This is a genomic window from Hahella sp. HN01, from assembly GCF_018986435.1.
Taxonomy (GTDB): domain Bacteria; phylum Pseudomonadota; class Gammaproteobacteria; order Pseudomonadales; family Oleiphilaceae; genus Hahella.
The window spans coordinates 177063-201039 of the sequence record NZ_JAHMIN010000019.1 but is presented as its reverse complement, the minus strand read 5'-3'; the positions used below and the strand labels follow the sequence as shown (position 1 = coordinate 201039).

At 52.8% G+C, this 23977-nt stretch carries 18 protein-coding genes and 1 pseudogene; 8 read left to right on the top strand and 11 right to left on the bottom strand.

The window, feature by feature from the left end:
- Nucleotides 1-389 (bottom strand): annotated as a pseudogene (locus KP814_RS19035) (hypothetical protein); the annotation flags it as partial.
- A gap of 134 nt (nt 390-523) precedes the next feature.
- Here KP814_RS19035 and KP814_RS19030 point away from each other — a divergent pair.
- Nucleotides 524-1498, top strand: coding sequence for an acyl-CoA desaturase (locus KP814_RS19030; protein ID WP_216738246.1), 975 nt, complete (start codon nt 524-526; stop codon nt 1496-1498).
- Nucleotides 1499-1611: 113 nt separating this feature from the next.
- Here the strand turns inward: KP814_RS19030 and KP814_RS19025 are convergent, their stop codons facing one another.
- Entirely contained in the window at nt 1612-2388 is a 777-nt protein-coding gene (locus KP814_RS19025; protein WP_216738245.1) for a polysaccharide lyase, read from the bottom strand.
- A 334-nt stretch (nt 2389-2722) separates the two neighbouring features.
- On the opposite strand from KP814_RS19025, the gene KP814_RS19020 reads away from it, so the two are divergent.
- A complete protein-coding gene (locus tag KP814_RS19020) occupies nt 2723-3037 on the top strand; it encodes an STAS domain-containing protein (RefSeq protein ID WP_216738244.1) in 315 nt (104 codons plus the stop codon).
- Nucleotides 3038-3107: 70 nt separating this feature from the next.
- Here the strand turns inward: KP814_RS19020 and KP814_RS19015 are convergent, their stop codons facing one another.
- Entirely contained in the window at nt 3108-4775 is a 1668-nt protein-coding gene (locus tag KP814_RS19015) for a sensor domain-containing diguanylate cyclase (RefSeq protein ID WP_216738243.1), read from the bottom strand.
- Nucleotides 4776-5163: 388 nt separating this feature from the next.
- On the opposite strand from KP814_RS19015, the gene KP814_RS19010 reads away from it, so the two are divergent.
- Nucleotides 5164-8790, top strand: coding sequence for a response regulator (locus KP814_RS19010; protein ID WP_216738242.1), 3627 nt, complete (start codon nt 5164-5166; stop codon nt 8788-8790).
- 39 nt (nt 8791-8829) lie between these two features.
- Here KP814_RS19010 and KP814_RS19005 read toward each other — a convergent pair whose 3' ends face one another.
- Entirely contained in the window at nt 8830-9156 is a 327-nt protein-coding gene (locus KP814_RS19005) for a hypothetical protein (RefSeq protein WP_216738241.1), read from the bottom strand.
- A 452-nt stretch (nt 9157-9608) separates the two neighbouring features.
- Here KP814_RS19005 and KP814_RS19000 point away from each other — a divergent pair, with 452 nt between their 5' ends.
- The gene (locus tag KP814_RS19000; RefSeq protein ID WP_216738240.1) at nt 9609-9899 is read left to right on the top strand and encodes a hypothetical protein; all 291 of its coding nucleotides are present in this window, start codon (nt 9609-9611) and stop codon (nt 9897-9899) included.
- On the opposite strand, the gene KP814_RS18995 is transcribed toward KP814_RS19000, so the two are convergent.
- The 5 genes from KP814_RS18995 to KP814_RS18975 all read right to left on the bottom strand — a co-directional run bounded on the left by KP814_RS18995 (nt 9894) and on the right by KP814_RS18975 (nt 18108).
- Entirely contained in the window at nt 9894-10535 is a 642-nt protein-coding gene (locus tag KP814_RS18995; RefSeq protein ID WP_216738239.1) for a streptomycin biosynthesis enzyme StrG, read from the bottom strand. The genes KP814_RS19000 and KP814_RS18995 overlap by 6 nt on opposite strands.
- 4 nt (nt 10536-10539) lie before the next feature.
- On the bottom strand, nt 10540-12129 hold the full coding sequence (locus tag KP814_RS18990; protein ID WP_216738238.1) for a hypothetical protein: 1590 nt from the start codon (nt 12127-12129) through the stop codon (nt 10540-10542).
- Nucleotides 12130-12149: 20 nt separating this feature from the next.
- Nucleotides 12150-14360 (bottom strand): SAM-dependent methyltransferase, encoded by a 2211-nt coding sequence (locus KP814_RS18985; protein WP_216738237.1) that lies wholly within the window; start codon nt 14358-14360, stop codon nt 12150-12152.
- A gap of 13 nt (nt 14361-14373) precedes the next feature.
- Nucleotides 14374-16221 carry a hypothetical protein gene (locus KP814_RS18980; protein WP_216738236.1) on the bottom strand — a complete coding sequence of 616 codons (1848 nt, stop codon included), beginning with the start codon at nt 16219-16221 and terminating at the stop codon, nt 14374-14376.
- 96 nt (nt 16222-16317) lie between these two features.
- Complete coding sequence (locus tag KP814_RS18975; RefSeq protein ID WP_216738235.1) at nt 16318-18108, bottom strand: hypothetical protein; 1791 nt, start codon at nt 18106-18108, stop codon at nt 16318-16320.
- Nucleotides 18109-18607: 499 nt separating this feature from the next.
- Between KP814_RS18975 and KP814_RS18970 the strand changes: the two genes are divergently transcribed.
- The 4 genes from KP814_RS18970 to KP814_RS18955 all read left to right on the top strand — a co-directional run bounded on the left by KP814_RS18970 (nt 18608) and on the right by KP814_RS18955 (nt 21169).
- Nucleotides 18608-19399: a DUF4261 domain-containing protein gene (locus tag KP814_RS18970; RefSeq protein ID WP_216738234.1), complete on the top strand. Its 792-nt coding sequence runs from the start codon at nt 18608-18610 to the stop codon at nt 19397-19399.
- A gap of 132 nt (nt 19400-19531) precedes the next feature.
- Nucleotides 19532-19924: a GFA family protein gene (locus KP814_RS18965; RefSeq protein WP_216738233.1), complete on the top strand. Its 393-nt coding sequence runs from the start codon at nt 19532-19534 to the stop codon at nt 19922-19924.
- A 90-nt stretch (nt 19925-20014) separates the two neighbouring features.
- A complete protein-coding gene (locus tag KP814_RS18960) occupies nt 20015-20419 on the top strand; it encodes a hypothetical protein (RefSeq protein ID WP_216738232.1) in 405 nt (134 codons plus the stop codon).
- A 330-nt stretch (nt 20420-20749) separates the two neighbouring features.
- Nucleotides 20750-21169, top strand: coding sequence for a hypothetical protein (locus tag KP814_RS18955; RefSeq protein WP_216738231.1), 420 nt, complete (start codon nt 20750-20752; stop codon nt 21167-21169).
- 62 nt (nt 21170-21231) lie between these two features.
- Here KP814_RS18955 and KP814_RS18950 read toward each other — a convergent pair whose 3' ends face one another.
- Complete coding sequence (locus KP814_RS18950; RefSeq protein WP_216738230.1) at nt 21232-22719, bottom strand: aldehyde dehydrogenase; 1488 nt, start codon at nt 22717-22719, stop codon at nt 21232-21234.
- Nucleotides 22720-22740: 21 nt separating this feature from the next.
- Nucleotides 22741-23622, bottom strand: a complete 882-nt coding sequence (gene dapA, locus KP814_RS18945) for a 4-hydroxy-tetrahydrodipicolinate synthase (protein WP_216738229.1) — start codon at nt 23620-23622, stop codon at nt 22741-22743.
- Between the last annotated feature and the right edge of the window lie 355 nt (nt 23623-23977).

Sequence of the window (23977 nt, the reverse complement as noted above, 5' to 3'; positions counted from 1 at the left end):
TCTTTGTACAGGATCATTAAATCGACCGGGCTCAGCGCGCCAACACCACCGAGATGACTACTGATATTAAGGGTGACAAACGTCGCAAGAATAAGCAGATAGACAGTAATCAGAGGCCGCATCAGGCCCCGGATAGCGTCCACAAACCACATCCCATAAGTTTGACTCTGCTCTTTAAGCCCGTCCTTGAACGCCGCGGTCTCCGCGATATCTCGGTTTATTCTCCCTTTGGTATCCGCACGCAGAATCTGTTTGTCAGCCAGCGCCAGTTCATGGCTGTACTGAAGCTCTGCTTCCTGTTTGCGAAGCGTGGCCATTTTTAGCTCATAGGTGAGTCTGAACTGTTGATCCTTGCGTTCTTCTCGTTTGGTTAACCAGCTGCCAAACATGCCCACCAACGCGCTTGATTATTGACATAAGAATATTATTGCCATGTTAATAATAAGAAAAAACTCAACATTCCATTCGAATTAAGATAACACTATTACCCCAGCCGACATTCAACCAAAGTAGCGAGCCAAATATGCAAACAAACCACGGCGTCCCCAGAATTCAAGAAACGGCTAATTGTTGCCCGGACACGGGGGAGGTGGTGTGGGCGCCTTTGAAGTCCTTTTGGTATTTGGGGCATTTGTTAATTGCGCTTATTGGCGGGTATTTGACCTTTTCGTTGGATGCTTTGTTGGTGTTTGTTGTGTTTACTGCTGCGACGCTTTGTCTGGGGCATTCCCTGGGGATGCATCGGCGGTTGATTCATGGGTGTTATGAGTGTCCGAAGTGGATGGAGTATTTCTTTGTGCATCTCGGGGTGTTGGTGGGGATGGCGGGGCCGTTGGGAATGGTGTATCAGCATGACCTGCGGGACTGGGCGCAGAGAAAGGCCAAGTGTCATTCGTATCTTCGCCATGGAACAGGTTTTTTGACGGACGGGTGGCGGCAGCTGAATTGTGATTTGCGTCTGGAGCGTCCCCCCGAGTTTTCTCCTGAGAGCGCTATCAAAGATGACCCGATCTATCGATTCATGGAAAGGACCTGGATGTGGCAGCAGTTGCCCTGGGCGCTTTTATTGTATTGGCTCGGAGACATTAGCTGGGTGGTTTGGGGTATTTCTGTGCGTGTCGCCGTGTCTGTGACGGGGCATTGGCTGATTGGATACTTTGCGCATAACAGCGGCGAGCGGGACTGGCATGTTAATGGCGCTGCGGTTCAGGGCCATAACGTGCGCTTTGCAGGATTGCTGACCATGGGAGAGTCCTGGCATAACAATCACCACGCTTTCCCAGGCTCCGCCATGCTGGGGATTTATAAAGGACAGTCTGATCCCGGTTGGTGGGTGCTGAATCGGCTGATGAATGTCGGATTGGTGTGGAACGTACGGCTACCTGAGCATTTACCGGTCAGGCCTGAACTCAGTGCTTTGACGCCAGCGCGAGCGGATAGTGAGGCAATGAAAGAGCCGTCTACCTGTCCGTTGTTGGGATGTATGGCGAAGCCTTGATCTTTCTGACGTCGACATCGTCATGTCCGTTCTTGCCTGATCAGGCTCTCAATATCCGCTCTGCACGAGTAGTGCAGAGCCCTCTCTTCTTTTTTTTGAACGCTGTCAGTTCGTTAAAAATCCACGTCTTTCCGACTTTGGCCGCAACGGTATTCATCGTAGTATACGGTGTAGGTTTCTGGCGTATCGTCGCGGTACAAGCCGAATTTGAAGTAGGGGCCCTGGTCGTCGTTGTATGCATTGGGGCCGGTATAGTGGACGATCTGTTCACCATTCAGCCATACGTTAATGAGGCCATCGTCTTTGTAGGACCAATGGACCTGATAGACGAAATCGTTCCACTCGCCTAGCGTGAAGGGGCGGGTTTTATAGAGCTTGTGTTTAGCGGTTTCCGTCGTGGTTTGAATCTTCACGTCGGAATGTCGGGACTGGATATAGAACTGTCCATCGACAAATCGCTGGGATAACACTGGGCTTCTGCCGAGGCTGTCTTCCTGCTCGCTGTCGGATTCTGCGTGCCATTGCCCCAGCACGAGGCGATTTTTGTGAACGGGGAAATCTCTGGGAATAAACATACTGAATGAATACCAGTAGGTTTCGTTCATTCTGGCTCTTATAGGATCTTTCAATTCCGCTCGGAACCCGTCTTTCTCGCCATCTTTGATGAAGATGTCGCCTTCCTTGATTTCGAACTTGGCGGTATACCTGCCTTTGCGCACGATATCGCTCTGGATCTGAATAGCGTCTTTGTTGCTGACTTTGACGTCGAAAACGCGAGGGATGTCGCCAGATTCAAAGTCCGCGCTGTTGCAGCTTGTCGCCGCCAAGACGGGGTCGCCGATCAACAAAAGGGTCGTCAATGACAGTCGCTTCAAAAAACGTTGTTTCATGCCATGTCCTTACAACCTGAACTTTTCAATACGGGAATGAGTCGAGGACTGTACAGGCTAGACGCGTGGCATGCCATACCTGTTTGTTTTAATTGAAAATAATTAGGAGCAAAAGATTTAAAAATAGAAGGGAGAGAGTTACGGGCCTGGAAATACAGGAAACAGACGGATCGCCAAACAACGCCTGCTGTAATCTTTTTGATGAACTATAGTTATTACACTCGCTATGTGTCTTTGTGGGAAGCCTGTATCCATACTCTTATGTTGTGCTGGATGACATCGTCAGGCTGTCCTTGGGCTCTGAAACCGAACATCATGCAGGGAAAAGCGGGTTATGACCGTAGAGACTAAATCCTCCAGCGACGGCGCTGTCACTATCACCATTCGGGGTCAGTTTGATTTCGGACTGGTAAATCAATTCAGAAAAGCCTATGAGGCCTACCCACAAGCGCGAAGTTTTTGCGTCGACATGCGGCAGACGGTTCGCATAGACAGTTCGGCGCTGGGTATGCTGCTGAACATGCGGCGTTATCTGGGAGGCAATAACGCCAAGATAAAGATCATCAACTGCTCCAGGGAAATCAGGAAGATTTTTGAAATAGCGAAGTTTGAAAAATCATTTGTCATTGAGTCCGCTATCGATCCCTGATAGCGATTGCGTCACCCTGAGCGGGTCTGATTGCTCGTGGCGCCAGCCAAAACTTACGTATGGCGGAAAGCTATTTCTTTCTGCTTTTTATATCAACAATCACGTTGGCGCTCGACTCATACACGATTCGGTTTCTGCCGGTGCGCTTGGCCTCATAAAGCGCTTCATCCGCTTTTTTTAGAATCTCTTTGGGATGAGTAACGTCATTGCGGCATTCAGCCACGCCGAAACTGCAGGTGACCTGAAAGGTCTCGCTCTCATGCTGAAACTCCAGCAAGGAGATATCGATGCGCAGCCGGTCAATGAAGGTTTTCACACCGTCGTCCAAATGTTCGGGAAGGATAATGCAAAACTCTTCGCCGCCTATTCTGGCGATTAAGTCGGAGCTTCGGAGCGACTGACTCAGAAACGCGGACAGCCGGATCAGCACCTCATCTCCCGCCGCATGGCCTCTGGTATCGTTAATTTTTTTGAAGTGATCGATATCCAGAAGCACCAGCGTCAGCCCTGAGCTATAGCGTTTCGCCCGACTGAATTCGTAGTTCAAGCGGTTCTGAAAGAAGCGTCTATTGTAGAGGCCAGTTAAAGAATCCCTGGCGGCGATTTCCCGTAACTCGATGTTCTCCTTGTCGAGCTCTTTGGTTCTCTCGAAGACCTTACTTTCAATATTATTCCTGAGTTCGTTAATGGATTTGGACATACTGTTAAAGGTGCCGGAGAGACGTTTTACCTCGAATAGACTCGCCGGGAGCGTGTTCTCATAGGGGCGTCCGTCTGCGGCGTTCTCAACCTGTTTTATCAGGCTCTCAATGGGTCTGGCGACATACATACTGACGGCGGCGCCCAATCCTATGGAAAAGATAACGATCATCGCCTCAATGAAGAATAAACGGTGCTTTTCCACTGCGATGATGGCGGTTGCTTCAGACTCGTCCAGCTCAGACACCAGCCCCCAGCCCAGAGTTGGCAAATATCGGGCGGAGGCTATCACTGGCGTACCAGCCAGATTTGTGGCTTTGCGCATGATAACTTCGTTGCCTTGCAACGCTTCGATAATTGGCGTGTTTTTGGGGCCAGATGGAATGACTTGATAGGATATTCGCGCTTTTTTTTGATCTATGGATTCGACCAGCAGGAACTTTTCATGGTCGCGCAAAGCGAACATCCACTTTTCGCTGTTACCCAGTCCTTTGCTCTGCTCATGCAGGATGCTGCTCAAGTCGTAATCGACCTTAATGGCGCCAATCAGCGTTTCCTTGTAAATGAGGCGCATGATGACGGACACTTGGGTGACGTTCTCTTCCTGATTGAAAAAAATGAAGATATTACCGTTTGCCGACGGAGGCGCACGCAGTGGCTTCATCGCGCTCGCCGTACTGGAGACAGGATGGCGTCTTTTATCGTAAATCGTGATCCGTTTAATCGTCTCCCGGCCAGTCTTGGCGTCCTCAATGATGCTTTTGATAGTGTGCGCCTCGTTTTGACTCTCTTTGTTATTCCAGCTGTTAAGGCTGGCGCGCATTTGCGTTCGGCTGGAAATGAGGGCTGTGCTTTCCATCAGCCTTTCTACGGCGCTAATCAGGCGGTTTTTGTGGGCAAGCGAAATTTCAGACAGGCGGGATTCAATTTTGGCGTGGTATTGCTCGGTGGTGAATCTGTTCAGGTATTGCAACGTGAACATGAGCGGCAACGATGCGACTAGCGTAAAGGCGACAATCAACAAATACTTGAGCTTCATTAGCCAGTCCTAGCCACGAATTCCATATGGGGATATTAAGAGATTAGTTAAGCCGGCAGGAACGCGCAAACCTCTCATAAGGGGTAATCTATCTACGTTATGCGATGAGGATACATACAGAATATCGAGGTTGTACTTACACTCTGTAACAACTTGTTTCCATATCTAGACTAGACTTGTATGAGCGCCAAAAGTAATTCGATCGGAAATACCATTGGGCCGCCCAAGGTGACTCAGGCCGGCAAGGGAAGGTAAGGGAATGGTGAAGCGTTGGATTTCTTCTGCCTCGCATTTCGGTTTGAAGGCATTGTCGTTGGCGTTCCTGATTTTTCTGCTACTCTCAGCCCCCGTCTATTGGTTAGCTTACTCTGTTGAAGAAAAGAGGGTCTTGGAGCAACAACAGAGGGCGCTGTATGAACAGGTGCGCCACCGAGTCGAAACCCTTAATGAAGAAGTTGATGAGTTTAAGAGATACACCCTCTTTCTCGCCGAGACGCCTCCCGTACAGGGCATCATCCGCGCCGCGGCCAATGGCGGATTTGACCCCAAAGAAGAAAACTCCATCAGTACATTAAAAGAGCGCCTGACCACTATTTTTTCCAAGTTCATCGAGACCAGCGGAGAAATTTCGCAAATCCGTTTTATTGGAGTGGCTAATAACGGGCTTGAGCTGGTTCGCGTCAACAACCGGCAAGGCAAAATTATTGCTGTGCCAGAAGGACAAATGCAGCAGAAGGGCGGACGGGATTACTTTCTCGCTACCCTTGAGCGGGCTGAGGATGAAGTATATGTCTCGGACTTCAATCTGAATAGGGAGTTCGGTGAAGTAGAGCGGCCGGATGTACCCACATTGCGCGTTGCGACGCCGGTCTATGATGAGCAGCATTCTTTGTTCGGCATTGTGATTATCAACGTGGATGTAAATACTCTCATTGCGGACTTACTTAATGGGCTGCCAAATGAACTCACCATTTTTCTCCTGAATGAAAACAATGATTTCCTCCTGCACCCGGATCTAAGCAAAACCTTTGGTTTCGACAAAGGCGAGAGCCATCAATGGCAGGACGAATATAGGTTGGTGGGAGACCGTTCCAGGCTGGAATTGCATGATACCGCCGACGGTTTCGTTTTTGCCGCTAGACGCACCCTGGCGCTTGATCCCTTGGATACGTCTAGACGCGTAACGCTTATCGTGAGTGTACCGGAGGCCTATGTTTTTAACCCAGCGGGGCAAGCTGGCGTATTTGCGTTGGAAATGCTGGCCGGCGTTATTTGCGCAATGGGGCTGATCCTGTATTTCTACTTGCTGTTGATGCGTCACCGGTGGCGGGTGACCCTGGAGCAAGCTCGATTGGCGGCGATTGTGAATAGCTCCAGTGAAGCGATAATCGGTCTGGACTTGAATGGCCGAGTGTCTGACTGGAATAAATCTGCAGAGCAGATGTTTGGATTCACCGAGAAAGAAGTTCAGGGCAAACCGTTAGACGAGTTAATTGTTCCTCAGCAGGTACGGGAAGAAACCCACTCCGCCCTGCAAATGATCCGGGAAGGGCGCCCGGTGCGCAGTATCAACACACAGCGCTGCTGTAAGGACGGCGGGCTGCTGGATGTTTCGGTGGCGGCGTCGCCTATTAAAGCGGAGGAAGGAGATGTCGTCGGCTTTGCGTTCGCTATCCGGGATATTTCCGAGCAGATGGCCATTCAACAGGAGGTATATAAGCTCAATCTCAACCTGGAGCAGAAGGTCAAGCAAAGAACCATGGAGTTGACCATGGCCAAGGAGTGCGCGGAAAAGGCGTCCCGAGCCAAATCAGATTTTGTGGCGAATATGAGTCATGAAATTCGCACGCCGATGAACGCCATTATCGGCATGCTGCAGTTAATGCAGATGACGCCCCTGAATAGCCAGCAAATGGATTATGTGGAGAAAACCTCCGCCGCTTCACGTTCTTTGTTATCCATCCTCAACGATATTCTGGACTTCTCCAAGGTGGAGGCGGGCAAGCTGGCGCTGGACCCCCATCCCTTCAATATTGACCGGCTAATGAGCGAGATCAGCGCCATGATGTCCGCCAATTTGGGAAACAAAGAATTGGAGCTGTTATTTGACATCGATCCACAGGCTCCTCTACATCTGATTGGCGATAGCCTGCGCCTCAAGCAAGTGCTGCTGAATCTGGTGAGCAACGCGATTAAGTTCACCCAGGAAGGTGAGGTCACGCTGTCGATACGCATGGTGAAACTGACCGCGCAAAGCGCCGCGCTGGCGTTCAGCGTCAGCGATACCGGCATTGGCATTTCCGAAGAACATCAGCAGTTAATTTTTGATGGCTTCTCGCAAGCGGAGACCAGCACCACCAGAAAATTTGGCGGCACTGGCCTGGGACTGGCGATTTGTCGCCAATTGGAAAACTTGATGGGAGGGGATATTCGAGTCCAAAGCCGTCTGGGCGAGGGCAGTGTGTTTTCGTTCACGCTGGAATTGCAACTGGATGAAAATCACAGCCTGAGCGCTGCGACGGCCTATCCGCTATCGCAAAAGCTGCGCAATTTGAAAGTATTGGTGGTCGACGATAATAAATATGCGCAAGCCGCCATTGCCGGCATCGCCCGTTCATTCGGTTGGGAGGTGCATATTGCTGCGTCGGCGACTGCGGCTATTACGCAGTTGGAATCTCCAGTCACAGGTCGGTTTGATGCGATATTCATGGATTACTGTATGCCGGGCATGGATGGGTTGAAGGCCTGTCGTCGCATTCGCGGCATGACGCTGCTGGAAAAACGCCCACTGATCATCATGATGACCGCCCACGGCAAGAATGTGCTGGATAAGGTGGGCTTCAACTACAAATCGATTCTTGACGGCCTGTTAGTCAAGCCGGTTACTGCCTCCATGCTGTTGGATGCGGTCGTCAACGCTCAGGCGTCGCAATCAGGCGGGCTTGATGAAGACGTGTCCGCTTCCGACGCCTCCGCCAGTAAGCCCTTGCTTGGATTACGTTTACTGTTAGTGGAGGATAATCTCACCAACCAGCAAGTCGCGACAGAGCTGCTGACGCGGGTGGGTGCGAAGGTGGAGATCGTAGGCGGAGGCAGGTGGGCGGTCGCGGCGGTTAAAAAGGCGTCCCCCCAATTCGACTTGGTGTTGATGGATATTCAAATGCCGGATATGGACGGCTATACCGCTACTCGGGAAATTCGCAACACGCTGGGAGAAACCCGTCTGCCTATTGTGGCGATGACAGCCAACGCCATGGCTTCCGATCGGGAGTGTTGCCTGATGGCGGGGATGAATGATCATATTGGCAAGCCTTTCGACATCAAGGAAGTGGTGGCTATTATCCTGCAACACACAAACGGCGGAGAGGCCCCTGCATCAGCCTTCAATAACAATCTCCCCCCATGGCAGGAGTTGATCGATGCGGGGTTGAGAATCGGCCTGGACGTTAGCTCTGCCTTGAAGCGATTTGGCTCTAATATGGGCGCGTTTCGTATGGCGGTTAGTTGCTTCAGCGTTGAATTGGCCAAAGTGCGTGATTTCCTGTCGGACAGCGCTCTGTTGAGTAAAGCGCCATCTGAGTTATCCCGTGTATTGCATACGTTTAGAGGCATCGCCGCCACCGTCGGCGCGGACGATTTGGCCAGGTTGACGCAGCAAGTGGAGCGTGAGGCGATTCATGGCTCTTATAGCAGCGGTCCGCTGGGTCGTTTGCAAGGCGAGCTGGATATCATGAGCGACGCCATTCAGGGGCTGTTGAACAGTCTTAACCAGCAACTGGCTCCGCCAGATGACGCCGATGTTCCCTCCGCCATAACGTTGCGCAGGGAAGTCATTAAACTGGCGAAACTGGTTGAAAACTCGGATATGAGCGCGATGACTCACTTCGAAGAACTCCGAACCAAATACCAGCGACGCTATCCAGATTACTTCAGTAAACTGGAAGCGCATATGACTCAGCTCGATTTCATCGCCGCTTTGGGAGATTGCGACGATCTATTGAAGACAATCGGCTAGCCGGCTGCGGCGGGCGTCACCGGCGCGTATGGCGTGTTATCAATGGGTTTGGTACAACTGAAAATACTGGGTCGCCCACTTCTTGAATAAGCTGTTCTTGGGGTAGTTATCTTCCTGCAGGCGCTCCTCGACAAAGCGCTGCATTTGCGTCACGTCTGAATTACGGGACGCAACGTCATACCAGCGTCGTACCTCTACCGCTTTTTTGGCGATAGAAAATTCATTTCGCTTCCCTGAGTCCTCCACGATACGCCCGATAGAAATATCGAGAATGGCGCCCAGACGAGCTGCGTTTTGTTGGGTATGGACGAGGGCTGCGCTGGAGTCTTGTATCCCGGCAGTCAAAATCGAATAGTTGATGTACAAGGGGTGTTTTCCTCCTACTTCAGTGCGATCAGTGTGAATCGAGTTCTAATGCTATCTACAATATACACTCATCGCCCGCCCGAATATTCGTACCGCTACGCAAAAATGAACGCTGATATCCGTAGCGCTACGGAGCAGGGGCTAAATATTAGAAGTAGACAGCGTAGAAAGCTGGCGAACCTAGTGGACAGGCAGTAGATGTACTGGGCGGAAAAATGTCGCAGGCGTTCAGTAATACTACTGAGATATTCCCGAAAAAGTTCCGTAGCCTCCCGTATTACTCCCTCGCTGATAATTCCCTAAAGTAAGGTCTCGAAGATACGCAACCCTGGACAAGTCTGGCGCGCCAGCGTCATCCGTTTTGCGCCAGACTCTTTTTTCTTTCGCTATCCTGAAAACTCAATAATGGCGGCTCCAAAAGAGCCTGTAGTCGTTATGCGCTGAGGTCCTCTATGATCAACGCCCCTTTGATAGACGAGACGTGGAGCAAGATTGGCGTCACTTGCCAGAAACATGAAGCGTTAAATTGCATAAACGGGAAAATGCAGCAGCTTTCCGCTCTGGAGAGTGATACGGCTTTGACGGAAGATATACTGCGGCAAATCAGAATCTGCAAAAACTGGATGGATAATCTCAAACGCCATTTGGGCGGCGACGATCATATCACTCACCATTGTCTGACCACCGATGAGCTTGTCTTGCTGGAAAAGATGGTCAGGACGCTGAATCAAGACGGCTCATAGCTCAGCCTGGGTCTCTGGCTGGCGGTCAGCCAGGACATCGCTCCAAGGCGAACGGACTCGGCCTGGGGCCTTCGCCTTGAACCTGAAATCGCAACTGACGCGAGTCTTATCGGTTTGATTTGCGTATGTCCCATGCTTTAGCAAGCCGCCGTCCCATATCAAGGCCTCTCCATACTTCAACGTGAGCGGCTGGTAGGTGTTGCTGTCGTAGCGCTCTTCACACCATACCGTGCAGGTTTCAAACACGTCGGTGAAGGGGAGATAGCAGTTGATCTGATCCAGCCTGCCGGTGACGTCCGCGTCGCGGTGAAAGTCGCTCACACAGCCGGTTCCAGCCAGATGCACGCGCATTTTCGGGTGCGCGGAGTAACTGATCTTGCCGCCGTAGCGGGGCGCCAGCACATTGGCGATCCAGGCGTGATACACCTTATAGAACAGGGCGTCGTCAGGCAGGCGCTGCATCAGCCTGCGCAGCGCCATGTTGTCCTGATAATGCAGATCCTCCCGGTTATTCTGTCGCCGCCACGCCACATGCAACTGATCCAGCCGCCGCACTTTAAAGACATAGTGCGACAACACTTTCTGGAACGGATACTGCTCTGTATTGTAAGTCAGTGTCAGGGCGCGGCTGAGCATCAGATCAAAACTCCAGGGTGCTTTCGCTGCTGAGGGTCTGGCCGCGAAACTTGGTGGTTATCTTCATCGCGCCGCTGACTTTTCCTCCGCTGACGGCGATCCCGCTGACATCCATGGCGTAAGTCTTTGCGACGGTTTTACCATCGGCGGCGTAGAGCGTCACAGCGACGGAAGTTGGCTTATCGTCAGTGACATTGGTGACCACGGTTTTAAGTAATGAGCCATCGCTGCGAGTGATGGTTTTCTTATAAGCGGTCGTTTGACCCTCCGCGTTTTTCATCGTGCTGGTGTGGGTCAGGTATTGGGGCGCTGAAGGTTGCGTCGGCATCGCCATCAGTTCTTCTGCGTGGGCGGTTGCGCTGGCTGCCGTGGGCGAGGTGAAGGTTTTGATCGTTTCGATGGAGCTGGAATCTTTCAGATTGGTCGTCGTGATTTTGGCGTGACCGCCAATAGGTTTGCGGCGATAGTTAAACTGCGTGTTGGCGTAGTCAGTTTCGATCAGAAACAGGGGCGTTTGCGTGTCCGGGTCCAGAGTGCGGCTTTGAATTTTGGTGGGGGCTCCGCTGGCGTTATAACTGGCGTCCGTCATCGACATCAGCTTCTCCGCCGCGTTGTATTCCCGGGTATGAACCGTGCTGTTGATGGCTCGCAGTTCATTGTCGAAAGTCGCGCCTTCATACGATGAAACCACTTTGCTGAGGACTTGGTTGTTAGCGTAGTTTTGCGTGACGGTATTCGACGGGACGCCGTTTTGATAGGTCACCACCGTTTTGTTCTGCAAGACCCCGTTGGGGTCGCTGATGCTGTAATGGGCTTCGCCGCCGTCGATTTCATTACGGGCGTTGAACTGGGTGTTTTGAAACTCCGTCAAAACCTGTGACTTCATTGCGGCGGATGCCGGGTCGAAATTTTTGGTGTGAATCTGGTCTATGGCGCCGCTGGCGTTCATGAACACATTGGATTGCGAGTTCTCCGCGCGCGCGGCGTTCTTGGAGGAGASGGAGAAGTAACCGCCGATAATACGGTCGCCAACGAACTTGGTGTTGCTGTAATCAATGTCCGTATAGCCCTCTACGCCGCCTTGTCCCTCCGGCGAGTAATGGCGAAACGATCCGCTCGTTATCAGTTCATTGGCGTAAGTGACGACGCCGTCGCTGCGCAGGCTTTGAGAATCACCCCGGCGTGAAGTGAATTTGACCTGACCGCTGTGAATAGTGGTGGCCGGCGTCCATTTCACATTACTGAAATCCGCTTCCACCTGCTTGGCGACGCCACTGGCGAAGCGATTATTGATCTGTGTTTTGGCCGTGGCGACATTGCCGTTGGCGAAGGCGAGGGTGGAGCTGTTCAACGCGTTGCCATTGGCGTCTGTTGCGCTATGGCTCAGGGTTCCGCCCTGAATGTCGCCCTGCGGGGACAGTTTTAAGTTGGCGTAACTGGTTTTGGAATAGGACGCGATTTGCTTGCCGTCCGCCCCGTAATGAGTGGTGCTGGCGTTCTGCGGCAGGCTGGCGACGACGCCCGCCAACTGGCTGACGTTGGCGATATTTTCCGACGCTTCGAGGTGATCGCTGAGTTCGTGTGTGGCGTTCAAGGCGCATTCCTCCTCAAGGATTAAAGAAGATGGGTTAAATAGCGATTGACGATAAAGGTCGTGAGATTGAACTTTTCCCACTTATGCCATAACAGCAATCCTCCCTTAGGGCTGTTGTGGTGCGCGATATCCGCCAAGTGGCGCGCGGCCCAGTCAGGCAGAGTTGGTCCGCAATAATCGGGCGTCGTTGCAGAGGTGGAGGAGCCGTAGCACGTGAAAACGCCTTCCTCTTCGTGGGAGCGGGTTGCGCCGTAAAGCTCAATGGAGTTGATGATAGGGTCGCGCAAAAAGGTCGCTTCTCCTTCGTAGCAGGCTTTGTCGCCGCCGCGCCAGCGCAGTGTCCCTCTGTTGAAAGAGAACTCTGGGACCACGCGCTGGTTAATCGTCAATCCAGCCTCTGACACTTTGAACTCGTTGATGTCCCGGTAAAAGCGTCCATCGGTGCGAACGGCGTATTCGCCATAGATGGCGCCAAGGCCATCACATCCGTTGAAACTGCAGGCTTGGGCGCTTAGCGCTTTACGTTCGGGGTTGGCTTCCAAGGCGACAAAAGCGGACTGGGCGCCGTCGCTGTTGGCGTCGCTCCAGATCTTGCCGATCAGCCGGCGTGCGCCGTTGGCGTCCACGTCCAAGCGCAGAAAACCGTGATGGGGGACCTGGCTGCTCGCCTTCCAGCGAATGGCGCCGGAGTCAAACGCAAAAGATCGGATGCGGGCGCCATTGATGTAGATAACGCTTTTATGGCGCTGTTTTCTGGCGCCGATAATGGTTATCACAAACTGCTGTTCGGGTTCGATATAAACCCCGGTCCAGGGGAACAGATTATTGCGGAAGATAAAATCAATGGCCCCGCCCAAATGCGCCCACTCAACTTGATAATTCCGCGACTTCAACCAGGTCTCGAAGGCGGCCCTGGCTTCCGCTTTGGGCTGGTCTCCAAGTGTTTTCACCAGCTCCATCGCGACGGACTTTTGCGTCAGACAGGCGGTCACCGTCGCTTCTGTGGCGGGGGAGCGGATATAGGCGCCTTTGGCGGCGATTTGAATGGCGCCGGAATCCCGTGACGCCAGCATCGCCCGCTCACGATCTGATAACGAGCTGAAACGAGGGTCTTGCAGCGCGGCGCCGGGATCGCGGCGATACAGATCCTGCAAACGCGTATCGAAACGCAGTTCAATCAGGAAGCGGCTGGCGGCGGTTTCATCCTGCCATTTGTAGGAAGCGGGAATGCGAAAGCGCTTAAAGGCGTCGAAGGCTTTCATTTCCCGGGGACCATAGCGGTCGATTTCCCGCAGGGGCGAGCGGGGCGTCATTAGTTTCTGCCCAGGCTCGATGACGCCCAGGTCAACGGCGGTCTGATAATCCGTCGGGACCACCTGCATAGGAGGAATGTAGAACGTGGACAGGCCGGTGATCCTGACCTGATTCGCCGGATCATGCAGTTCGCTCAGGCGATAGGTTTCGATCAGCGGGTCGATGGTGGGATAACGGGAGCCAATGTAGTGGGTGACTTCATAGTCAGCTCCGTAAATGGACTGCAGCCAGTGGATGAAATAAGAAAACTTGTTATTCAGGTATCCTTGCCGGCGATAACCCATTTCTCCAATCAGGCCAACCTGCCATAACACCACATGAAGGCTGGCGTCCAAATGGCGACGCCGGACCAGGCAGTCAGTGGCTTCGTGAGTCTGCAGGCCCGGGTAGCAGGGATCTATACCTAGGTCGGAGCACAGTGTATCTAGCGCGCAGACGCCCGCCTTCATGGTGGCTTTATAGCCCTCCCGGCGCGCCAGTTTGATCGCCCGGTGCGTGGATAACACGAATATGCCCGGGTGGCCGTAGAACACCACGACGACCTTGAGTCCCTGCCGCACCCAGTAGAGCTGGGCTTCCGTCATCTGCATGTAAGTGGTGTAGCGGACTTTGTCCTCTCCATACAGCACGTACAGATCCAACGAGTCCGGTCGCAACTGTTTGAGCCAGACCACGGTGGCGGGGTCGGCGACGCAGTACAGCACTTTGTCCGCCTCTTCGATGAGGCGAATGTCGCCGACGGAGATGCCAATGGTTTCGATCCCGGTCCCCAGTATGATGAGCTCGCCTTGTTTTGAGCCGGCGGGGATTTCTCCTTCCTCGACCTCTCTCACAGTCTCCTTCAGCGCGGCGATGCCCTGAGCCAGTTCTTCCCAGTGCTTCTGATGATCTTCATATTTTGGATAAGCGCTCGCCATGTGACGTTCTCCCTTACAGAATTTTGGCGACGAATTTCAGGGCGACGCTGGCGCCAACTTTCAACGGCAGCGTTTTGCCCTGATAGGTATAGCTGGCGAGAGTGGTGTAGGCTTTGGGCCAGTCGCTTTGCGAGGAATACTGCGCCATGGCGTTGACCGCTGCGTTCTCGTCGTCCTGACTCCAGCGCCAGGCGCTGAAGGCCTGATCTTCGGCGTCGTTTTTCAGGGACAGGATGCCGGATACCGCCATGTTCTGTTCGTCAGCGCTGGCGCCTTGGTCCACGTAATAAGAGAAGGTGGTCCAGCGTTCCTGAATCGTGTTGGCGGGGTTTTCCATGTAATCCATCAGCAAGCCCAGCGGCGCGGCTTCGGAAGGCTGTTCGTCGGCGTAACTGTCGCCGGCCTTTTTGCCCCACATGCCCAACAGTTTCTGGGCGGCGGTCATGCCCCCCATCACGGCGGCGTTTTTCAGGACAAACTTGAAAATAGCGCCTTTGTTGGCCCAAAGAGACTGACCGATGTTCTTCACCAGCGAGCCCAGCGCCGAGCTGTCGACATTGATATCCGTATCGATGTCGGTATCGATATCGGTCACGTTGTCGACGACATTGTCCACCACCGTGTCTACGTCAGTGTCGATGTCTACGTCGATGTCCACATCCACGTCCACCACCACCAGGGCGTCGATATCTATGTCAATGTCCACGTCGATATCTACGTCCACATCGACGTCCGTGTCCACGTCGGTATCGACATCCACGTCGACATCCACGTCTACATCGGTATCCACGTCCACATTCACCAGATCGCCGTTGTCCGCCGCCGCACTGGTGAACTTGCTGGATATCCATTGCGCGACGTTGCTGAGGTCGGACTTCACTGCGCTGATGACCGCTTGGCCTCCGGTTTTCAATGCGTTGAACAGCGTGGGAAGGTTCTTCGCCAGGGCGATGACCGTTTGGCTGATCATGATGATGTTAATGGCGGTGTAAGCGGTGTACGCCAAGTCATAGGCGGACATCCACCAGGCCAGTTGCGGAACCTGATAGGGCTGGACAATGACGTCGTCGCCATCGACTTTGCCGGTAAAGAACAGCTCGTAAACGCCGGCGTCGCCGCCATGCATGATCATGTCCTGCATCACCGCGCTGAGATTGACGCCGCTGGTGTCGGTGGCGCCGTTGGAGGTCAGCGTCCCTTTGCTCAGCGTCAGCTCCACCGTGCTTCCGCTGGTGGGTTGATAAAGAGCGCTGCCATCGGCGCCGAGAATAATCTGTCCGCTGCTGTCTTTCGGCAGCACTAGCGGAATCATGGGTTGCGGCGGTTGTGGGTTGTAGCAGTAGAGGGTCAGGCCTTCGCTGCCGGCCCAGGCGCGTACGTCGTTTTCCGCCCAATAGGAAACCGAGGAAAAGGTGTTGTAGTCAAAGCCGACATTGTTATCGGAGAACCATTGATTCAGTTTTTGGTTCTGTTGCGTCAGATCGCTGTTGTTCAGAATGATATCGTTGACCGCCAGCGCATTGGGGCTATAGGGACTGCCCTTGTAAGCCTGGTAGAAAGCGAAGGCTTTTTGCGCGCTGGTGAGGTCGTCCGCCGTGATGGTGACATTGGTGTCGCCGAGGATATTGGTGACCTGATTCAGCAGCGGCATGCCGTCCGACTGGCGCGCAAACGACAGATTTTCCAGAGGGTTGGAGGGGGTATAGGTTTTTTTGGAATTGGCGGCGACGGAATCCACTTTGGTGTAAACCGGGTACATCGTGCTGGGACTATCCGCCGAGGCGCCGGAAGGCACGGTAAACGTATAGATATCGAGAGCTTCGCTATATTGATTGTCGATGTTAACCACATTCGCGGCCATGCGGATCTCCTTCAAGCGTGAGTAGGGCGTGACAAGGCGGCGACGGGAATGCGCGTCGCTGCGCATCCCGTCGCCAGTAGTCAATGAAGTGGGTGTTTAGAAATCTTCGAGTGGCTTGATTTCGTCTTCCGCTTTGGGGTCGCTGTTGGAGGCGTCCTCTTCCGCATTTTTCTCCGAATTCTCGATATCTTCGCTGACTTTTTCGCTGGCGGCCTGATTGCTTTCGATCTGCGCCTGCTGCTCGCTGGAGATGGACTTATCTAGGGATTCCGTCAGTGCGGAGGTATTGGCCTGAATGTCCTTGAACGCGCTGGTCTGCTCAGTGACGACATCATGGAGATTCTCTTCTGTGGCGCTGTTTAACGCGTCATTGGAGTTCTTGATGCTGGTGGCGCTGGATTCCAGTTGCTCCAGTTGCTGGCCATTCATTTCACTTTCATATTGCGCCTGAATTTCCAGCGTGCTGGCTTCGACTTTCAGGCCTTCTTCCAGGTTGATGGCGTTCAGGTTGTCATCAATGGAGCCCCGTTCTGAATTGATCTCCTCCAGTGCGCTTTCGGTATCCTCCGGTGCGTTTTGTTTGCCGTTGGTGAGCTTCTGCACGGCGGTGTCGATCTTCTCGTTCAGGGCCTTCTCAAATGCTTCCTGCTGTTGCTTGAACAAATCCTCGGTGGTGGGCTCTTTGGCTTTGCCGCGGTTTTTGACCCACTTGAAGATACCGTACAGAGTGGACCCCACGAAATGCAGCATCATCACCGCGCCGCCAATGGTCATGATGGAATTGAACACTTGCGCGGAGTTTTTCGGGTGGAACAGGGTGTTCCAGAATTCCGAACTCTGATCGGTGCTCAGTTGCGGCGAATCAAAACCAATACAGGTTTCGCCCGCGATGGTGCCGGTCAGCACGGGGATGATCTGAGTATCGGACGGGTTTTGGGTGAACACGCGTTTCAACTGGAAGGTGCCTTTCACCGCTACGTCCGGGATATCCGCGTTCACGTTGTCGACGAACAGCGCATTGCTGTACGTCAGGGTTTTCGCCTGTGATGAGTCAACATCCACAGTGCTGGTGTCAGTAGGGTCTTTCGCTGGAGTGAAAGTGCAGATGTATCCCGCATTGGGTTTGCTGAGATCCAGCGCCGAGGGTTTGGTCAGAGAGAGCGTGCCCACAAAGGAGGTGGTATTGCCATCGCTGCTGTACAGGTAATAGGTTGTGCTGTCATATTGCGCCCACACGAACGGGAATTTGCTGTAGTAGGACTCCACGGCGACGAGACCCGCCAGGGTGACGTTCTGGAAGCCCTTGGTGGACGCAAAGAAAGCATTAACGCTGTCGGTAATGGAATTGGCCACATTGTCGGAAGAATTCGCGCTGCCGTCCGCCTGTCCTTGTGCGGTAGTCTGCGCGCCATTCATGGCGGTTTCATAGTTCTGGGTTAACTGTGAGGTAGGGTAGGCGGCGATGGTCTGATAGAACGTGGCCGCATTGGCTATGGACTGCTGCTCATCTGTGGTTACCGTCTGTGCTGGGAAGGTAACGGGAGAGCCGAAGATATTTTGCATGACGCCGATATTGTCTACCGGGAAATACCAGCTGGAGGTGCTGGCCAGCAGGTTATAAACCAGCGAATACTGCTGCTGTTTGGTGTTGGGATCGGTGTAATACTGGTCCAGATACACCGTTCCGGAACCATTCTGGCTGATGACGGTTCCGCCTTCGAGCAATGAGAGAATTTCCAGATCCTGATCGTAAACGCTGGCGTTCTGGGTGTCGCCAGGAGCCTGAGCGGTAGTGGGAGACAGAATGACGATGTCAGAGGTGCAGTTATTGGTGATCACACACTCTTTGCTTTGGTCTGGTTTAGTGGTGGAAGCGGCTGTTGACATGGTACTGGTCCTTGTTAATCGTTGTAGTGAATGAAAGCGTCCTTCGTACTACAAACTTCGCCTTGCGGCAGTGCGTGCGCTTCCTTCCTCACGGCGCGAGAAAACAGCGGTAATTCGGTTTGCTCTCGCATGTCCCTGAGAAGCGCGCGCGGGAACGCGCCATACTTTTCGGCGGTTAGTCAGAGGAATGACTCCCCTGATGCGTCATAACTGTTTAGTCAGGATTGTCGGTTTAAGCAAGGCGACCATGGAGAAAAAACTAAAACAGTTTTGTCTTACTTTTTATGGGCTGATCACGGCCGGTTATATCGGGTCGTCAGGCCATTGTTATATATTGATTTATGCTTTTTTAATTTTGAATAAATGGCGTTTTTATTATTTAAAAGTTTGCTTTTTATAAAGTTTAAAAGCATATGCGATATTCCAGTAAGTTAAGCCAAATGATTAATGCAATAAATCAAGACAAGAGTTTAACAAAGAGATTAATAAGAGAAACTCAATGACACTAATGATATCCATGCCCATGTTCACGGAAGAGCCGCGAATTTCACTTGCGGACATAGAAGCGTTCGTCCTGGAAAACTGGACTGATGTAGACGCGTTCAAGGACGCCACGGAGGAAGAGGGCGCCATCTCCTTTACGGTGAGAGACGCCATAGTAGCGATCGGAATCATGCCGGCGCCAATCCCCTGGAGCGATCTCGAAGGCCCCTGCACCACCAACTGTTTGTGGGCTAACGCCAAAGAGGAAATCAGCGGCCATCAATATCACTTGGTCGTAGCGGTAAGCAGTGAAGTGCTTTCCAGCGTTGAAGTCGCCATCCTTCTGACCCAGATCAACGCTGCTTTAATGGCGGTTGTTCAAGGAGCGATAGGCGTGTTTTGGTCCTACGCGTCATTGCTTGCGCCTCGTGACCTGTTCATTGAATTCGCCGTCGATGTATTGCCGGAAGGTCCACCCGTGCCTATCTGGGTGGACATTAGAGTGGGGCCGGGCGAGCAAGGCGCGTCCACCGGGTTTACCACAGGATTGGCTGCGTTTGGAATGATGGAAATCGAGGCGATCGATACGCCAGAGAGCATGGCGGAACTCAAAGAGCGGCTGACAGGATTGGTGGATTACCTGCTCCAGAATGGCCCGGTAATCAAAAACGGCGACACCGTGGGCGAAGATGAAAATGAAAGAATTAAAGTGGTTTATAAGAAGTCCAAATTGGGTCACCAAGGGAAAGTGATGAATCTTAATTACTCGAATGGCGAGCCGAAGAAATTCAGCCTGAAGTTCTGGTAACTTAACGAACCGCTGAAAAACTTTAACGCCGCAAAGGCGCCGCAGGTAGTTTTTCAGCGGCTTCTTAATTTCGGATACCATGATGCGCTGACTCGGGGCCTGACGCCCCGGAAATAGTTAAGGAGTTGAATCATGATTTCAGGTAGTTGCCTGTGCGGCAAAGTGAAATACGACATTACGGGAAAAGTGGGCGACATCATCCACTGCCATTGCCGAACCTGCAGAAAAGCCCACGGCGCCGCTTTTTCCAGCGTAGCGCGAGTGGACGACAATGCCTTCAACCTGCAAGGCGCAGAGCACCTGAACTCCTTCGAGTCCTCCCCAGGAAAATCCCGCTTCTTCTGCTCCCATTGCGGCACGCAGGTCTACGCGAAAAGAGAAAACACCCCCTTCATCATTCTAAGACTGGGCTCACTGGACAATGACCCACAATCCCAGGAAAGAAGCCACATCTGGGTCTCCGACAAAGCAAGCTGGTATGACATCAATAAAGAACTGCCGGTGTATGAGGAGTATGAGTCGTAGATGTGTACGGGCTATAACGGGCTGGAGATGCCAAAATCATAGCGGTGACGCCCGCTCATATTTGCCATCGCAGTTGGAGGAGTCATTAAAGTGAAGTCACTGAGATATAGGTATACCGTCCTTAAACACCAGTGGGGTGTGCTTGTTGATCTCCATGCGTCGGTTTGCTCCAGTGTGTGTGGAGAATGGAGAAAAGTGCAGGAAGTTGTCTATTTATCTGATTCCCTTTCTTGGATGGATGAAAACTATATACATTACATCGTCAAAGGATTAAGCATTGTTGATGGTGATATAAAAAAGTTTCTTGGAAAGGATGCGTTTATATATATTGAAGAAATAGACTTTAATGAATGTGACTTTCAGCCAGAGGGGCTATCCTGCGCTATGGCTGGCTGGATCAGAGAATACCTCGGTTTGCCATTGAAGGAAGTCAATGTGGATTTTGATAAACAATCCAGGCGGTACAGGTTTTCAATCAATGGCGTTGATTTGTAGGTCCACGATGACACACTCCTAGAGGTCAAGGGCCTTTCATTACCTAAAAGCAGCCTTGGGCTGTTCTGTTTTCTCTCGTCAAGCAGGTTCTCTCTGATTCTCTCGAATCCCTTCCAGAAAGTGATGTAGAACATTTAATCTCATCTTAACTTACTGTTTATACGGCAGTTAATTTACTATCGAAGTATCTTGGCTGTGTTTGAGCCGAGAGGTTAATTCGCCGATCTTAATTGGCGTTATTGATCATGTTGTACGAGCAGAATGATGTATCCGAAGGGGATTCATTTCCTTTGGAAGAGATTAAAAATTTGGCGAGTAAGGAGAACAGAAATGCCAGATGCGAGAGAGCGTATTTCAGAGGCGACTAAATCCAGCACGAGTTGGTTTGGCCAGTTGGTGTACGGAACGAACAAGTTTCTTGCGGAGAATAAAGTGCCTTTGAGCGATCAAAGCGCCAACTTTGTGATAGAGAACGCGAGAAGAGCGAATGAAGGCAGAATTTTTTCCAGCACGGGGCACAGGCTGGAAGCCTGGCACTGGTTGCGGGAATGGCGCAAACCGCAGGACATGCAACTGAAAAACGCGGTCAGCTCTTTGGACCCTAACTGGTATCTGAGAGGCGTTGTGTTGAATACAGCGGCTTCGTTTTGGAACTGCATCGACCCCGCCAGTGAAGGACTGGAGTTCGCGCAAACGGGATTTGATCCCGGCGTTGACGCCTATAATTTATTTAAGCGTTCTGCAGGCTAGGACCTGACGGATTCTTGCCAACGCTGCGCAGAGACGCGCAGCGTTATTGGCGCAATTAGAATTTATCCCCCATACCACACTGTCTTGGTCTGCACGTACTGCTCCAGTGCTTCCAGGCCTTTGTCCCTGCCGCCGAAACCGGAGGTTTTGTAGCCGCCGAAGGGCGTGGCGATGTCGCCTTCTGAGAAGCAGTTGATAGAGACCGTGCCGGCCTTGATGGCGCGGGAGACCCGTTGCGCGCGGCGCAGGTCGGAGGTGTAGAGAGAGGCGGCCAGACCATAACTGGTGGCGTTAGCCAAATGAATGGCTTCGGCCTCGGTTTCGAAGGTTGAGACGGCGAGAACGGGCCCGAATACTTCCTCCTGAAACAACGTCATTTCCGCGGTGACGCCATCGAAAATCGTGGGCTCAATGCTCATGCCCGCTCCCAGTTTCAGAGCTTCGCCGCCTCGGATTAACTTGGCGCCTTCCTCTTTGGCCGCCTTGATATAACCACAGACTTTTTCGAAGTGAGCCGGTTCGATCATGGGGCCGATGGCTGTTTCCGGGTCCTGTGGATCGCCGACTTTCCAGCCGTCGACCAATCGTTTTTGCAGTATTTTGAGCAGGTCTTCTTTCACGCTTTTGTGAACGATCAAACGCGAGCCGCAGCTGCAGTTTTCTCCCATATTCCAGAAGGCGGCGGAGAGAATATTATCCGCGATTTCCTCCAGGGCGTAGCTGTCCTCGAAGATAATTTGCGGACTCTTGCCGCCGCACTCCAGTACGATTTCCTTGAGATTGCTTTGCGCGGAGTAAGTCAGGAACAGGCGGCCCACCTCGGTTGAGCCAGTGAAGGACACCATGTCCACGTCCGGGTGCAGCCCCAGAGGTTTTCCGGTTTCTTCCCCCAGGCCGGTGACCAGCGTCAGTACATCTTTTGGTATTCCCGCCTCGTGGGCCAGTTGCACGATGCGATAGGCGCTTAAGGACGTCAGCTCTGCGGGTTTGATCACCAGGGAGTTGCCGGCGGCGAGAGCGGGCGCAGCCTTCCAGGCCAGCATCAGGGCGGGGAAATTCCAGGGCAGTACGGCGCCAACTACGCCAATGGGCTCCTTCACGATCAGCCCCAGGTTGTCGCTGGCGGTAGGGGAAATCTTTCCAAACAGCTTATCGACGGCTTCGGCGTACCAGGCGATGGTGTGAATGGTGTCGGGTATGTCCGTATTCAGGCACTCGGTGATGGGTTTGCCTGCGTCCAAACAGTCCAGCGCCGCCAGCTCTTCGTGGTGCTCCTGCAGCAGAGCCGACCAACGCAGCATGATGCGTTTGCGTTCGCCCGGTGGCAGCGTTGACCAGACGCCAGATTCGAACGCCGCACGACCGGCTTTCACCGCCGCGTCTATATGGCGACCGTTACAGCGCTGCACTCGACCGATAACCTGCTGATTGAACGGGTTCAGGGTGTCGAAATGAAGCTCATGGCTATTATCGAGGCCGGGGACCAGCGCGCCTGCGTAGAGTTGAGCGTCTCTGGCCAACTGAAAAACATCTTCTTTTTTTATAGGCATGATTGTTTTTCGTCCTTGTTGTTATTGATTTACGATGGCCGCCGCCAAGGCTTCCAGAAATTCCGCTTTGTCTCCTTCGCTGATCGACGCCAGTGGCGGACGGGTGTCGCCGACGGGATAACCGATGTAAGCGCAGCCGACTTTGGCTTTCTGGTTGTAATCCGCTTTCTCCTGATTCTTGAGGGCGGGAAGGATTTTGCGCATGCCGTCCCGCAAGCGTCGATAGTCGCCCGCTTGCGCCGCCTCGATCAACGCCACATGTTCCTTGGGAAGATAGTTGGCCGCGCCGCCGATCCAGGAGCGCACGCCCCAGAAGAAATAATCCGCCGCCTGATCATCCGAGCCGCATACCACCTGAAAGTTCGGCAGGTCCGCGTTGATCAGGGTCAGTGCGCGGCTGAAATCGCCGCTGCTCTCTTTGATGCCGATAATGTTCGGGTCACTGGCGAGCTTCATGACGGCTTCTATGCTGATCTCCACGCCGGAACGGGCGGGGAAGTTGTACATAATGATCGGCATGCCCACGGCCGCGCTGACGCTTTGATAATGCTGAATGATTTCGTGTTGCTGAGGCAGGCAATAGATCGGCGGCGCCAGCATGAGGGCTTGATAGCCCATCTCTTTGGCTTCCTTCGCTTTGGCGATGGAGCCAGCGGTGTGCGTATCGTTTACGCCGGCGATCAACAGCGCGCGGCCGCCTGCCTGTCTGGCGATATACGCCATCAGGTCGCGGCGCTCCTCCGTGCTAAGCGTGTAGTATTCGCCTGTGGTGCCGCAGGCGACGATCCCTCGTACGCCGGAGTCTATGAGGTGGTCAAGCAGTCGGCCCAGCGCCGGATAATCAATCTGATTCCGGTCATCGAAGGGGGTGACGACAGGAACCAGTACGCCATCTATGTTCATCCTTATTTCCTTTGCGATCGGTCATTTTTGTTTTCCCGCCCAGTCCCTTTGTTGAACCAAGGCGACTGAGTGGGGCGTCGCTCTTCATCTTATGCAAACGGTATATTGTATACAATATACATCGAAAAATTTGGGAGGTTAGTCATCGCAGAGAAAAAATTGATTACGGCGGATCGCAAAACAGCCGCTATGGAGCGTCAACCTCACGACGGATCATGAGAGTGAGAACCAAAGAGGAGATAGAAAGAAGAGATAGTAGGAGATTGCCAAGCAGAGAGCAGAGACTGGGAGTTGGCGTCCTTGCCATGGGGGAAATGTCCCTATAAAAACGGGCGAAACCGAAGTGTTGCGTGGT

Coding starts and splice junctions, on each gene's coding strand:
- KP814_RS19030 (WP_216738246.1), top strand. CDS start 524: ATGCAAACAAACCACGGCGTCCCCAGAATTCAAGAAACGGCTAATTGT.
- KP814_RS19025 (WP_216738245.1), bottom strand. CDS start 2,388: ATGAAACAACGTTTTTTGAAGCGACTGTCATTGACGACCCTTTTGTTG.
- KP814_RS19020 (WP_216738244.1), top strand. CDS start 2,723: ATGACCGTAGAGACTAAATCCTCCAGCGACGGCGCTGTCACTATCACC.
- KP814_RS19015 (WP_216738243.1), bottom strand. CDS start 4,775: ATGAAGCTCAAGTATTTGTTGATTGTCGCCTTTACGCTAGTCGCATCG.
- KP814_RS19000 (WP_216738240.1), top strand. CDS start 9,609: ATGATCAACGCCCCTTTGATAGACGAGACGTGGAGCAAGATTGGCGTC.
- KP814_RS18995 (WP_216738239.1), bottom strand. CDS start 10,535: ATGCTCAGCCGCGCCCTGACACTGACTTACAATACAGAGCAGTATCCG.
- KP814_RS18985 (WP_216738237.1), bottom strand. CDS start 14,360: ATGGCGAGCGCTTATCCAAAATATGAAGATCATCAGAAGCACTGGGAA.
- KP814_RS18980 (WP_216738236.1), bottom strand. CDS start 16,221: ATGGCCGCGAATGTGGTTAACATCGACAATCAATATAGCGAAGCTCTC.
- KP814_RS18975 (WP_216738235.1), bottom strand. CDS start 18,108: ATGTCAACAGCCGCTTCCACCACTAAACCAGACCAAAGCAAAGAGTGT.
- KP814_RS18970 (WP_216738234.1), top strand. CDS start 18,608: ATGACACTAATGATATCCATGCCCATGTTCACGGAAGAGCCGCGAATT.
- KP814_RS18965 (WP_216738233.1), top strand. CDS start 19,532: ATGATTTCAGGTAGTTGCCTGTGCGGCAAAGTGAAATACGACATTACG.
- KP814_RS18955 (WP_216738231.1), top strand. CDS start 20,750: ATGCCAGATGCGAGAGAGCGTATTTCAGAGGCGACTAAATCCAGCACG.
- KP814_RS18950 (WP_216738230.1), bottom strand. CDS start 22,719: ATGCCTATAAAAAAAGAAGATGTTTTTCAGTTGGCCAGAGACGCTCAA.
- dapA (WP_216738229.1), bottom strand. CDS start 23,622: ATGAACATAGATGGCGTACTGGTTCCTGTCGTCACCCCCTTCGATGAC.